General features: G+C 71.2%; 12 protein-coding genes. 7 read left to right on the top strand and 5 right to left on the bottom strand.

What is annotated here, in order from left to right; all coding sequences use genetic code 11:
- Positions 1 to 3 precede the first annotated feature (3 nt).
- Both LTT61_RS29830 and LTT61_RS29825 read right to left on the bottom strand, forming a co-directional pair.
- Complete coding sequence (locus LTT61_RS29830; protein WP_233017335.1) at positions 4 to 858, bottom strand: ABC transporter permease; 855 nt, start codon at positions 856 to 858, stop codon at positions 4 to 6.
- Positions 858 to 1,730 carry an MlaE family ABC transporter permease gene (locus LTT61_RS29825; protein WP_233017334.1) on the bottom strand — a complete coding sequence of 291 codons (873 nt, stop codon included), beginning with the start codon at positions 1,728 to 1,730 and terminating at the stop codon, positions 858 to 860. Before LTT61_RS29825 ends, LTT61_RS29830 begins: the two co-directional genes overlap by 1 nt.
- A gap of 359 nt (positions 1,731 to 2,089) precedes the next feature.
- Here LTT61_RS29825 and LTT61_RS29820 point away from each other — a divergent pair, with 359 nt between their 5' ends.
- A complete protein-coding gene (locus LTT61_RS29820; RefSeq protein ID WP_233017333.1) occupies positions 2,090 to 2,698 on the top strand; it encodes a TetR/AcrR family transcriptional regulator in 609 nt (202 codons plus the stop codon).
- Between the two features lie 3 nt (positions 2,699 to 2,701).
- On the opposite strand, the gene LTT61_RS29815 is transcribed toward LTT61_RS29820, so the two are convergent.
- Positions 2,702 to 3,286: a hypothetical protein gene (locus tag LTT61_RS29815; RefSeq protein WP_233017332.1), complete on the bottom strand. Its 585-nt coding sequence runs from the start codon at positions 3,284 to 3,286 to the stop codon at positions 2,702 to 2,704.
- A gap of 197 nt (positions 3,287 to 3,483) precedes the next feature.
- Between LTT61_RS29815 and LTT61_RS29810 the strand changes: the two genes are divergently transcribed.
- From LTT61_RS29810 to LTT61_RS29795, 4 genes are all read left to right on the top strand, one after another.
- Positions 3,484 to 5,037 carry an AMP-binding protein gene (locus tag LTT61_RS29810; protein ID WP_233017331.1) on the top strand — a complete coding sequence of 518 codons (1,554 nt, stop codon included), beginning with the start codon at positions 3,484 to 3,486 and terminating at the stop codon, positions 5,035 to 5,037.
- A 38-nt stretch (positions 5,038 to 5,075) separates the two neighbouring features.
- The gene (locus tag LTT61_RS29805) at positions 5,076 to 6,272 is read left to right on the top strand and encodes an amidohydrolase family protein (protein WP_233017330.1); all 1,197 of its coding nucleotides are present in this window, start codon (positions 5,076 to 5,078) and stop codon (positions 6,270 to 6,272) included.
- A gap of 8 nt (positions 6,273 to 6,280) precedes the next feature.
- The gene (locus LTT61_RS29800) at positions 6,281 to 7,702 is read left to right on the top strand and encodes a FadD3 family acyl-CoA ligase (protein ID WP_233017329.1); all 1,422 of its coding nucleotides are present in this window, start codon (positions 6,281 to 6,283) and stop codon (positions 7,700 to 7,702) included.
- Between the two features lie 139 nt (positions 7,703 to 7,841).
- Complete coding sequence (locus LTT61_RS29795; protein WP_233017328.1) at positions 7,842 to 8,294, top strand: MaoC family dehydratase; 453 nt, start codon at positions 7,842 to 7,844, stop codon at positions 8,292 to 8,294.
- Between the two features lie 24 nt (positions 8,295 to 8,318).
- Here the strand turns inward: LTT61_RS29795 and LTT61_RS29790 are convergent, their stop codons facing one another.
- Together LTT61_RS29790 and LTT61_RS29785 are read right to left on the bottom strand one after the other, a co-directional pair.
- Positions 8,319 to 9,326, bottom strand: a complete 1,008-nt coding sequence (locus tag LTT61_RS29790) for an adenylate/guanylate cyclase domain-containing protein (protein ID WP_233017327.1) — start codon at positions 9,324 to 9,326, stop codon at positions 8,319 to 8,321.
- 228 nt (positions 9,327 to 9,554) lie between these two features.
- Positions 9,555 to 10,379 carry a radical SAM protein gene (locus tag LTT61_RS29785; protein WP_233017326.1) on the bottom strand — a complete coding sequence of 275 codons (825 nt, stop codon included), beginning with the start codon at positions 10,377 to 10,379 and terminating at the stop codon, positions 9,555 to 9,557.
- Positions 10,380 to 10,573: 194 nt separating this feature from the next.
- On the opposite strand from LTT61_RS29785, the gene LTT61_RS29780 reads away from it, so the two are divergent.
- Positions 10,574 to 11,830, top strand: coding sequence for an amidohydrolase family protein (locus LTT61_RS29780; RefSeq protein ID WP_233017325.1), 1,257 nt, complete (start codon positions 10,574 to 10,576; stop codon positions 11,828 to 11,830).
- A 19-nt stretch (positions 11,831 to 11,849) separates the two neighbouring features.
- The gene (locus LTT61_RS29775) at positions 11,850 to 12,137 is read left to right on the top strand and encodes a DUF4286 family protein (protein WP_233017324.1); all 288 of its coding nucleotides are present in this window, start codon (positions 11,850 to 11,852) and stop codon (positions 12,135 to 12,137) included.
- Positions 12,138 to 12,154 lie beyond the last annotated feature (17 nt).

The raw sequence follows: 12,154 nt of genomic DNA, 5'->3' as shown, positions 1-12,154 counted from the left end.
ACCTCAGCCTCCGAGCCGGGCGCTGGCGCCGATGCCCCACAGCGCGATCGTGAGTAGCAGGTTGACGATGATCATCAGCGAGATGGCGGCGCGCATGGCGCGGCCGGCCGCGATGCCGACCCCCTGCGGCCCGCCCGCGGCGTAGAAGCCGTAGTAGCACTGCACGGTGGTCGTGATGATCACGAAGACGATGGCCTTGAGCAGCGAGTACACGATGTCCGGGCCGTTCAGCACGAGCTGGAAGTAGTGCTGGTAGGTGCCGCGCGAGAGCCCGCCGGAGAGCCCGACCACCAGCTCGACCGCGATGTAGTTCACGGCGAGGCAGATGACGTAGAGCGGGACCATGGCGACGATCGAGGCGAGCAGCCTGGTGCTGACCAGGTACGGCATCGAGCGGATGCCCATCGACTCCATCGCCTCGATCTCCTCGGCGATCCCCATCGCGCCGAGCTGCGCGGTGAAGCGACAGCCCGCCTGCGCGGCGAAGGCGAGCGAGGCCATGATCGGCGCCAGCTCCCTGGTCGATGCGGTGGAGGCGATGAGCCCGATGGTCGGCTCCATGCCGAGCAGGTGCAGCGCGTTGTACCCCTCCAGCCCCACGATGGCGCCGCCCGCCGCGCCGAGCACGATGATCACCCCCGCGGTGCCGCCGCCGACGACGATCGAGCCGTTACCCCAGGTGATGTCGGAGAGGATGCGCAGGAACTCGCCGCGGTAGTGCCGCAGCATCACCGGGATCGAGCCGAGCGCGCGCACCAGGAAGCTGATCATGTGGCCGAGCCGCATGAACGAGACGCCGAACTGGCGCGAGGTGCGGAGCAGGGTGCGGGTGCCGATCGGGCGGTACGGCGCGGCCATCACAGCCCCGACCGCGGGAACAGGATCATGAACATCTGCGTGAACACGACGTTCACCACCATGAGCAGCAGGATCGACGACACCACCGTCGAGTTCACCGAGTTGGCGACGCCGGCCGGCCCGCCCTTGGTGCCGAGCCCCTTCTCGCAGGCCACCACCGCCACGATGGCGCCGTAGACCACCGCCTTGACCAGCGTGAGCCACAGGTCGCCGACGGTGGCGAAGGAGGCGAAGGTGGCCACGAAACTGCCGGGCGCGCCGCCCTGCACGAAGACGTTGAACAGGTACCCGGCCAGGAAGCCGACGAAGCAGACCACCCCGGTGAGCGAGACCCCGACCAGCACCGCGGCCGCCACCCGCGGCACGACCAGCCGCCGGATCACCGAGACGCCCATAACCTCCATGGCGTCCAGCTCGTCCCTGATCTTGCGGCTGCCGAGGTCGGCGCAGATCGCCGAGCCGACGGCCGAGGCCATGAGCAGCGCGGCCACCATCGGCGCGCCCTGCCTGATCACCGCGAGCCCGCTCGCCGCGCCGGCCAGCGAGGTGGCGCCGACCTGCCCGGCCAGCAGCCCGAACTGGATGGAGAGCGTCACGCCGATGGGCAGCGAGACGAAGATGGTCGGCAGCGCCGCCGCCGAGGCCATGAAGGCCGACTGCCTGACGAACTCGGCGAAGTTGAAGCGCCCGGTGACGATATCGGCGACCAGGTACTGGATGGCCCGGACGCCGAGCACGAACTGCCCGCCGACGGTCTCCAGCGCGGCCACCGGGTGCCGCTTCAGGTAACCGCGGCCCCAGTCGGTGACCTCCCGGGTCGCCGGCTTCGCGGCGGGGAGTTCACCGCCTGCGGGACCAGGGCTGAGCGTCATCGATGAACCTTCTGATCGGCGGCGGAAGAGTCGCTGAGAATCTCGTACTGCACTCTGCGAGAACCAACTGTTCCCATTGTGGGCGCTATCTCTCAGCGACGTCAAGAGTGGAATGCACGATTGAGAGAATTAGATTCTCCTCACACCATGCGTGTTTCACATCGGATATGTCGGAAAATGCGAAAGAGGGGCGACGGGGAATTTCCCGTCAACCCGGAAGGAATCGCAGAGCCGTCCCTCCGGATCAGATGCTGTGCACATGCATAGCATGCTTCGGGAAGAGGCGTCAATAGTGACAGCGGTCCGTTACTACGATACGAATTGATCCCACCACCAGGACTCCGGAAGGGAGCAGGCGGATGCCATCGCCCCGCCGTATCGGCGCCCCCGACGCCAAGAACCGCGGCGTCCTGCTGGAGGCCGCGCAGCAGCTGCTGCTCGACGAGGGTTGGGCGGCGGTGACCTCACGGCGCGTCGCCGAGCGCGCCGGACTCAAACCCCAGCTCGTGCATTATTACTTCCGCTCGATGGACGACCTCCTGCTGGAAATCTTCACCCGGCGCGCGGACGAGGGGCTCGTAATGCAGGCCGAGATGATGGAAACCTCCGCCCCGCTGCGCGCGCTCTGGGAATTCAGCATCGATCCCGCCGCGGTCCGTTTCACCATGGAGTTCGTCGGATTGTCGAATCACCGCCCGGCCATCCGGGCGGCGGTCGCCGATTACGCCGAGCGCTTCCGCACGATCCAGACCACCGCGCTGACCCGCATCCTCGCCGAGTACGGGCTGGACACCGAGCGCTTCCCGCCCGCCGCGATGGCGGTGCTCATGACGAGCGTCTCCCGGGTGGTGGTGCTGGAGCGCGCGCTCGGCATGTCCGGCGGGCACAGCGAGGCCCTCGAACTCGTCGAGCGGGAGATCGCCGAACTCGAGCGGGCAAGGGCAGCCAGCCCCGAGCCCGCGGGCTGACCGTCAGGCGGGCAGCAGGTCGCGCATCTCGGCCCGGTACCGCGGCGGCAGCAGCTCACCGGCGCCGAAGACCTCGGTCGGCGACACCTGCTCCCCCGCGCAGCCGGCGGCGGCGAGCGCACAGGACTTGAAGGCGCGCGCCGCGACGCTCACCCGGTGATAGGAGGGCGCGACCCGGCCCGCCAGCTCGCCGGGCAGGTCGTCACCCCAGACCGCGACCTCGGTGAGGCCGCGATCGAGACAGTCGAGCAGCTGCGCGCGGACCAGTGGCTCGACCCGGTAGGTCGCGGCGGAGACGGCCACCGCCATGGGCCAGATCTCGTGGATCGGCCCGGCCAGCGCCTGGCGCAGGTCGAGCACGGTGGCGCCGAGGATCTGCAGCGGCGCGACGTCGGCGGAGTCGGCGACAAGCACGGTCACCTCCCAGCCCGCCGCGGAGCGGTCGAAGAGCCAGCCGCCGGCGTTCCGGATGACGTCGGCGGCGTCCGGAGCGACCACCGCCAGCCGGTGCCGGAGCGGGTGCTCGCGGGCATGCGCCCGCCAGTGGGTGACGGAGTGGACGCCGGGGGCGGCGGATCGAGTAGCCATGGTTTCCATCCCGAGATCGCGAGAGTCGACACGGCGATCGCTCCGGGCGCCCGGCGGCGTCGGGACTGGGGGGACGCGGGGCTGCCGCACTACCCGGAACGAACTACCGACCACACCCTAGGACACACGCTTGTTCTCCCGCTGGAAAATGTGATTCTCTGTTCTCGAGAACGCTATGCGGTCGAGAAGGGGCTCCCATGCGCACGATTCCTCCCGAGCTGGCCCGCCACTACCGCGAGCAGGGCTGGTGGACCGGTGAGACGCTGGGCGAGTTGCTGGCGGGCGGGCTCGCCGCCGCGCCGGGCGCTGCGTTCCGGATCCACTCCGCGGAGCGGCCCTACGACGGCACCTTCGCCGAAGTGGAGCAGGTCGCGCGGCGGCTCGCGGCGGGGCTGCGCAGGCGCGGGGTCGGCCCGGGCGACGTGGTGGCCTTCCAGCTGCCGAACTGGATGGAGGCGGCGGCGACCTTCTGGGCCTCGGCCTTCCTCGGCGCCACCGTCGTCCCGGTGGTGCACTTCTACGGCCGCCGCGAGCTCGGCTACATCCTGGAGACGGTCCGGCCGAAGGTGTTCATCACGCTGGAGCGCTTCGGCAGCCTGGAGTTCCCGCCGGAGCCGTACGCGGGGGTGCCGATCACCGGCGTGGTCGGCCGCGGGTTCGACGACCTGCTCGACCCGGAGCCCATGCCAGGCGTGCTCGGCACCGACCCGGACGGCCCGGCGCTGATCGCCTTCACCTCCGGCACCACCAGGGCGCCCAAGGGCGTCGTGCACAGCCACAACACGCTCGTGCACGAGACCAGGCAGCTCGCCGCGTGGTACCCCGCCGACCGCGGCGACCAGCTCACCGCCGCCCCGGTCGGCCACTTCATCGGCATGGTGAACGCGCTGCTCATCCCGGTGCTCGACCGCAAGCCGATCCACCTCATCGACGTCTGGGACCCGGCCCGCATCCTCGGCTTGATGACGACGCACGGCATCACCGTCGGCGGCGGCGTGCCGTACTACGTCACCAGCCTGCTCGACCACCCCGAGCACACCCCCGCGCACCTGCCCGCCATGCGCTACGCCGGGCTCGGCGGCGCCGCGGTGCCCGCCGCGATCACCACCAGGCTGGCGAGCGCGGGGATCACGGTCTACCGCTCGTACGGCAGCACCGAGCACCCATCGATCACCGGCTCGCTGCACAGCGCGCCCGAGGAGAAACGGCTCTACACCGACGGCGACCCGCTGCCCGGCGTCGAGCTCCGGCTGGCCGCGGACGGCGAGATCATCAGCCGCGGCCCCGACCTCTGCCTCGGCTACGTCGACCCGGAGCTGACCGCGACCGCCTTCGACGCCGACGGCTGGTACCACACCGGCGACATCGGCGTGCTGGACGCGGACGGCTACCTGACCATCACCGACCGCAAATCCGACATCATCATCCGCGGCGGCGAGAACATCAGCGCGCTCGAGGTCGAGGAGCTGCTGCTGACGCTGCCCGGGGTGGCCGAGGCGGTCGCGGTGGCGGTGCCCGACCCCCGGCTCGGCGAGCGCGCGGCCGCGGTGCTGCGGCTGCTGCCCGGGCACACCGCGCCCGACCTGGAGGCCCTGCGCGCGCACTTCGCCGCGGCCGGTGTGGCCAAGCAGAAGTGGCCGGAGCAGGTGCACGTCGTCGCGGATTTCCCGCGCACGCCCAGCGGCAAGATCCAGAAATACGTGGTCCGCCGGGAACTCGCCGCCACTCAGGACGTTGCGGCTCGCTCCTGAAGAGAATATCATTCTCGCTAGACGACAAGGAGGATTCCATGAGCAAAGTAGACCTGCCGTATCAGCTCTTCGACGCGGACAACCACCTCTACGAGACGAAGGAAGCGCTGACCCGGTACCTGCCGGAGCAGTACAAGGGCGCGATCCAGTACGTCGAGATCAACGGCCGCACCAAGATCGCGGTGCTCGGCCAGATCAGCGAGTACATCCCGAACCCCACGTTCGAGGTCGTCGCGCGCCCCGGCGCCATGGAGGACTACTTCAAGCACGGCAACCCCGAGGGCAAGAGCCGCAGGGAGATCTTCGGCAAGTCCATGAAGGCGATCGACGCCTTCCGCGACCCGATCGCCCGGCTCAAGGTCATGGACGATCTGCAGCTGCAGCGCGCGCTGATGTTCCCGACCCTGGCCAGCCTGATCGAAGAGCGGATGCGGCACCACCCGGAGCTGATCCACGCGGTGGTCGAGTCGCTGAACCGCTGGATGCTGGACGACTGGGGCCAGGACGGCGCCTTCGTGCACTCGGACCGGATCTTCACCATCCCGGTGATCACCCTGCCCATCGTGGAGCGCGCGATCGCCGAGCTGAACTGGGCCGTCGTCGAGCACGGCGCCAAGGCCATCCTGGTGCGCCCGGCGCCGGTGCCGGGCTACAAGGGCATGCGCTCGTTCGCGCTGCCGGAGTTCGACCCGTTCTGGAAGCGCGTGGTCGAGCTGGACGTGCTGGTCACCATGCACTCCTCGGACAGCGGCTACTCGCGCTACGACGCCGAGTGGGAGGGGAACAGCCTGGAGATGCTGCCCTTCCAGACCAACACCTTCGCCATGACCAACCAGTGGCGGCCGGTCACCGACGCGGTGGCCTCCTGGGTCTGCCACGGCGCGCTGAACCGCTTCCCCGACCTCAAGATCGCGGTCATCGAGAACGGCTCGGCCTGGCTGGAGCCGCTGCTGCAGCAGCTCTCCGACGTGTACAAGAAGGCGCCGGAGGGGTTCGGCTTCCGGCACCCGGTCGAGGCGCTCAAGCAGAGCCTCTACGTCTCCCCGTTCTGGGAGGAGGACCTGGTCCGGCTCTCCGACGTGATGGGCGCCGACCACGTGCTCTTCGGCTCGGACTGGCCGCACCCGGAGGGGCTGGCCGAGCCGGCCCGCTACATCCACGAGATCAAGGACATGAAGCTGGAGCACCAGGCAGGCATCATGGGCGGCAACCTGGCCCGGCTGCTCAAGGTCTAGAACCCATCATGACCTGGGAGTCCATCCCACAGATGGTGCTCTCCGCCGCCGACCGCTTCGGTTCGTCCGAGGCGGTCGTCGACGGTGAGCTGCGGTGGAGCTACACCGAGCTCGCGGAGCGGGTGCGCCGGGCCGCGGGCGCCTTCGCCGCGTTCGGCATCGAGAAGGGCGATCGGGCCGCGGTCTGGGCGCCCAATTCCGCCGAGTGGATCGTCGCCGCCTTCGGGCTGATGGCCGCGGGCGGCGTGCTGGTTCCGGTGAACACCCGGTTCAAGGCGGAGGAGGCGCAGGACGTCATCCGGCGCAGCGGGGCGAAGGCGGTGCTGGTGCAGCAGGGTTTCCAGGGCACCGAGTACACCGCCGACGTGCCGGTGCTCGATCTGAAGTCGGAGTTCCTCGGCAGCGGGGAGCCGTTCGAGCGCCCGGTGGCCGGCACCGACATCGCCGACATCATCTTCACCTCCGGCACCACCGGCCGCCCCAAGGGCGCGCTGATGAACCACGCGCAGACGCTGCGGCTCTACGCGGAGTGGTGCGACCTCGCCGACCTGCGCGAGGGTGACCGGTACCTGATCGTCAACCCGTTCTTCCACACCTTCGGGCTCAAGGCCGGGCTGGTCGCCTCGCTCATCCGCGGCGCCACCATCCTGCCGGTGCCGGTCTTCGACGTGGACACCGTGCTCGACCTGGTCGAGCGCGAGCGGATCACCATGCTGCCCGGCCCGCCCACGCTGTACCACTCGCTGCTCGCGGCGAAGGGCACCCGCGACCTCTCCTCGCTGCGGGCCGCCGTCACCGGCGCGGCCGACATCCCGGTGGAGCTCATCCGCCGGGTGCGCGAGGAGCTGCCGTTCCGGTCGATCATGACCGGGTACGGCCTCACCGAGGCGGGCACCGCGACAGCGTCCCGCCCCGGCGACACCTTCGAGCAGATCGCCACCACCGTCGGGCAGCCGTGCGACGGGATCGAGGTGCGGATCGCGGACGACGGCGAGGTGCTCGTCCGCGGCTACAGCGTCATGCAGGGGTACCTGGACGATCCCGAGGCCACGGCCGAGGCGATCGACCCTGAGGGCTGGCTGCACACCGGTGACCTGGGCGAACTGGATCCGGAGGGCCGGCTGCGGATCGTCGGGCGGAAGAAGGACATGTTCATCGTCGGCGGCTTCAACGCCTACCCGGCCGAGATCGAGGGGTTCCTGCTCGAGCACCCCGCGGTGGCGCAGGCCGCCGTGGTCGGGGTGGCCGACGAGCGGCTCGGGCAGGTCGGGCGGGCCTACGTGGTGCCGTCGGCGCCGCTCACCGAAACCGAGCTGATCGGCTGGAGCCGGGATCGGATGGCCGGCTACAAGGTGCCGCGCTCGATCCGCTTCCTGGACGCACTGCCGCTCAACGCCACCGGCAAGGTGATGAAGGACCAGCTGCGCTGAGTCCGTCCCCGGCGCGTTCCTCCGAACACCCCCACGTGCGCCCGGGGCGGGCCCGCCGCGGCTCGGGCGAGCACGGCGCCCGGCGCACGGCCACGCGCCGGGCGCCGTGCTCGCGCCCCGACCTGGAAAGGTTCCCCCCATGATCGAATTTCCCGATTTCGACGCGCTCCGCGCCGCCGTCGGCACCGAGCTCGGCGGCAGCGACTGGATCGAGATCGACCAGGCGCGGATCGACCGGTTCGCCGAGGCGACCGGGGATCACCAGTGGATCCACGTGGACGCCGAGCGGGCCGCCGCAGGACCCTACGGGCGCACCATCGCGCACGGGTTCCTCACGCTCGCGCTGCTCGCGCCGATCGCGCAGCAGGTGATGGCGGTGCGGTCGGCGCGGATGGCGATCAACTACGGGCTGGACAAGGTGCGGTTCATCGACCCGGTGCCGGTAGGGAGCAGGCTGCGCGGGACGGTCACGCTCACCGCGGTCACCGACGTCGCCGGTGGGGTGCAGGCGGCGCGGACCGTCACCATCGCCGCCGAGGGTGCGGCGAAGCCGGCCTGTGTCGCCCAGCACCTGGTGCGCTACCTGAGCTGATCGCTCGCGCGGCCCGGCCGCGGCTCAGGGACCGGGTGCCGACCGCTCGAGCGAGACCGGCGTGAGCACCCCGATGCCGCGGACATCGGTGGGATCGCCGGGGATGAGGCAGAACTCGGAGGCACCCGCGAGGGCTTCGGCCAGCGCCGGGTCGACGAGGACGGTATCGGGCCGGGCGAGCGCGGTGAGCCGGCTGGCCAGGTTCACCGTGGTGCCGAAGACGTCGCCGAGCTGGTGGATGACCGGGCCCCAGGCGGCGCCGACGCGCAGCCCGGGGATGTCCGGGTCGGCGGCGAAGGCGCGGATCAGCCCGGTGCCGATCTCCGCCAGCGCGGCGGGAGTGTCGGCGGTGAACAGGATCTCGTCGCCGAGCAGCTTCACGACGCTGCCGCCCGCCGCGGCGACCACGTCGATCGAGCGGTGCTCGAACCGCGCCACCACCCGGACCAGATCACCGGCCCGGCGATCGCGGCTGAGCTCGGTGAAGCCGACGACGTCGGCGAAGCCGACCCCGCTGTCCCTTCCCGCGGGCGGGTCGGCCGCCGGGTCGAGCACGTGCAGGGCGTCCTCCAGCCGCCGCCGCCAGAGCTGGCCGAGCAGCCACTGCACCTCCGGCATCCGCTCGGCCAGCGCGGAGACGGTGTCGACGGTCTGCGGGGCGCGCTGCATCTGCCCGGCCACGATGTCGACCTGCAGCCGGGCCAGCTGCGCGATGGCCCTGGCCAGGACGCCGGTCAGCTGCAGCGCCTCGGCCTCGTCGACCATCCCCTCGTCGACGTAGCCGGTGAGCAGCCGCAGCAGGCGGACATCCGACGGCGCGAAGTCGGGGGTGCTGTCGTCCACCGCCGGGTAGCCGAGGGCGCGCAGGAACCTGCGGGCCCTGGCGGGCGGGATGCCGGCGACCTCCGCCGCGCGGTCGGCGGTGTACCGGCGGGGTTCGCCGAACGCCACCGGCCCCGCGGCCTCCCGCCCCGCGCCGCGCGCGACGGCGTCCGCGACCGCCCGGACCGCGTCGAACTCGGCATCAGCCACACCGGATCGCGGTCGCGCCGGCATCGTGGTGGCAGCGAGCACGTCCGGATCCGCTCCCGGCACACCGAGCGCAGGTTGCGCTACGCGCGTCGTGACGTCGGCGGGCACGCAGGCATCCGCTCCCGCCACACCAGGCCGAGACTGCGCTGCCTGCGTCGGGACTTCGGCGGGCGCGCCGGAGCCGGTGCCCGGTTCGGGCGAATCACTCACTCCCCCACCCCCCGGCCGTCAGGCGGGGCGCGCGACGGCGGGGGCGGCCGGGCAGGCGGCGGGGGCGAGCTCGCGCGCCACCGCGGCGAAACCGCCCGCGCCGCGGACGTTCCCGTGCGGGCGCACCCCGCGCGCGACGGGGCAGGCGAAGACGTCACCGACGGCGTCGACCAGGCAGATGTCGCGGCCCGCGCCGCACTCCTCGGCGAGATCGCCGGTGGGGTGCACGCCGAACCGCACCCGCTCGGGGTGCTCGGCGGCCCAGGCGGCGACGGCCCTGCGCTGCGCGGCGTCCGGCGCGGCCTCGGGCGGCCGGTCGCCGGTGAGGCGCAGCCCGGCGCCGAAGATCCCGGCGACGGCGAGCAGCGCGTCCAGCCGCTCGGCGCTGTGCCGGGTGAGCGGCACCGCGACCTCGAACTCGTAGACCCCGGCGGAGGCGAGCAGCTCCATGGCGCGCACGCTCGCCCGGTAGGCGCCGGGGCCGCGCACGGCGTCGTCGGCCGCCTCGGTCGGCGCGGCCAGCGCGACCCGCGCGGTGCGCCGGTGGTCGCCGGCGAGCTGCCTGGCCAGCGCGGGGGTGACCCCGGTGCCGTCGGTGTGGAAGGCGAAGCCGAGCCCGATGGCGCTCGCGTGCGCGGCGAGCTCGGGGAAGTCGGCGCGGCCGGTGGGCTCGCCGCCGGAGACCTCGACGGTGACCACGGCGAGCCGGGCGAATTCGTCGAGCAGGGCCAGGCTTTCGGCGGTGTCGAGCGCGCGCGGCGCGCCCGGAGCGGGCAGCCGATACGGCCCGGAGCGGGGGTAGCGCGGCGCGAGCTCCCAGACGACGGTAGCCGGTGCGGTCATGCCGACCTCCTCGTGAGAATTACATTCTCCACATAGGATAATCCTGCTTCCGCAGCAGAACAAGGGCTTGGCGGGGTCACGGACCATCGACCCGGCGTTTCCCCTGCGGTATCCTCGAGCCAGGTGTGAGAGTGCCGTTCTCTTGTTCGAAGATCGACCATCTCGGCACAGTCCACGACAGAGCGAGGAGTCCCGTGAACACCGACGACCTGATTCTGGTGAGCATCGACGACCATGTCGTCGAGCCGCTCGACATGTTCGACAACCACGTGCCGCGCAAGTTCGCGGAGTACGTCCCCAAGGTCGTCCCCAACGACAAGGGCATCGACCAGTGGATCTACCGCGACCGCCCGACCGGCGTCGCGGGGCTGAACGCCGTGGTCACCTGGCCAGCCGAGGAGTGGGGGCGGGACCCGGCGGGCTACGCCGAGATGCGCCCCGCCGTCTGGGACGTGCACGCCAGGGTGCGTGACATGGACGTCAACGGCGTCCTCGCCTCCATGTGCTTCCCGACCTTCACCGGGTTCAGCGCGGGCCACCTGAGCCGCGGCGGCCAGGACGAGATCACCGTCGCCATGATCGAGGCCTACAACAACTGGCACATCGAGGACTGGGCGGGCGCCTACCCGGGCCGCTTCATCCCGATCGGCATCCTGCCCATGTGGGATCCGCAGCTCGCGGTGGCCGAGATCGAGCGGCTCGCGAGCCGCGGCTGCCACTCGGTGACCATGCCCGAGCTGCCGCACATCGACGGCCTGCCCAGCTACCACGACGGCGAGTACTGGGCGCCGGTCTTCAACGCGCTGCAGGACAACGACACCGTGATGAACCTGCACATCGGGCAGGGCTTCGGCGTGCTGCGGCTGGCGCCGGACGCGCCGATCGACAACCTCATGGTGCTGGCGCCGAGCATCTCGCTGATCGCCGCGCAGGACCTGCTGTGGGGCCCCGCCTTCCGGAAGTTCCCCAAGCTCAAGGTGGCGCTCTCCGAGGGCGGCGTCGGCTGGATCCCGTTCTTCCTGGACCGCTCCGACCGGCACTACACCAACCAGCGCTGGCTGCGCCGCGACTTCGGCGGCAAGATGCCGAGCGAGGTCTTCCGGGAGCACGTGCTCGCCTGCTACGTCACCGACCGGACCGCGCTGAAGTCCAGGCACGACATCGGGATCGACAACATCGCCTGGGAGTGCGACTACCCGCACTCGGACTCGATCTGGCCGAACGCGCCCGAGTTCGTGCTCGAGGAGCTGAACGCGGCGGGCGCGTCGGACACCGATATTCACAAGATCACCTGGGAGAACGCCTGCAGGCACTTCAACTGGGACCCCTTCCAGCACATCTCGCGTGCGGACGGCACGGTCGGCGCGCTGCGCGCCACCGCCACCGACGTGGACATCTCGACCACCTCGCGCGCCGCGTACGCCGCCGCCTACGCCGCCAAGGCCGGGTGACGCGGTGCCCGCTCGGCTGATGGTGTTCGCGACCCCGAAGGATGGGCGCGACGAGGAGTACAACCGCTGGTACACCGAGGTGCACATCCCGGAGATGCTCGCCATCCCCGGCGTGGTCGCCGCCGAACGGCACCGGCTCGTGCGCGGTGGTCCGGACGAGGGGCGCTACCTCTCGGTCTTCACGCTGGAGGGTGATCCGACCGCCGTGGTCGCGGAGCTCGGGGCGCGGGCCAAGGACGGGCGGATGGCGGTGACCGACGCCGCCGACCCCGCGCGGACGCGGCTCACCGTCTGGGAGGAACTCTGATCGATCGGCACGAGCCC

Origin of the sequence: Nocardia asteroides, assembly GCF_021183625.1 — a bacterium.
GTDB lineage: Bacteria > Actinomycetota > Actinomycetes > Mycobacteriales > Mycobacteriaceae > Nocardia > Nocardia asteroides_A.
The sequence above is the reverse complement of the archived record's forward strand: the minus strand, read 5'-3'. Positions and strand labels throughout refer to the sequence as shown.

Excerpts from the sequence above, each read along its gene's own strand:
- LTT61_RS29785 (WP_233017326.1), bottom strand. The coding sequence starts at position 10,379 with ATGACCGCACCGGCTACCGTCGTCTGGGAGCTCGCGCCGCGCTACCCC.
- LTT61_RS29795 (WP_233017328.1), top strand. The coding sequence starts at position 7,842 with ATGATCGAATTTCCCGATTTCGACGCGCTCCGCGCCGCCGTCGGCACC.
- LTT61_RS29815 (WP_233017332.1), bottom strand. The coding sequence starts at position 3,286 with ATGGCTACTCGATCCGCCGCCCCCGGCGTCCACTCCGTCACCCACTGG.
- LTT61_RS29805 (WP_233017330.1), top strand. The coding sequence starts at position 5,076 with ATGAGCAAAGTAGACCTGCCGTATCAGCTCTTCGACGCGGACAACCAC.
- LTT61_RS29820 (WP_233017333.1), top strand. The coding sequence starts at position 2,090 with ATGCCATCGCCCCGCCGTATCGGCGCCCCCGACGCCAAGAACCGCGGC.
- LTT61_RS29825 (WP_233017334.1), bottom strand. The coding sequence starts at position 1,730 with ATGACGCTCAGCCCTGGTCCCGCAGGCGGTGAACTCCCCGCCGCGAAG.
- LTT61_RS29775 (WP_233017324.1), top strand. The coding sequence starts at position 11,850 with ATGGTGTTCGCGACCCCGAAGGATGGGCGCGACGAGGAGTACAACCGC.
- LTT61_RS29830 (WP_233017335.1), bottom strand. The coding sequence starts at position 858 with ATGGCCGCGCCGTACCGCCCGATCGGCACCCGCACCCTGCTCCGCACC.
- LTT61_RS29810 (WP_233017331.1), top strand. The coding sequence starts at position 3,484 with ATGCGCACGATTCCTCCCGAGCTGGCCCGCCACTACCGCGAGCAGGGC.
- LTT61_RS29800 (WP_233017329.1), top strand. The coding sequence starts at position 6,281 with ATGACCTGGGAGTCCATCCCACAGATGGTGCTCTCCGCCGCCGACCGC.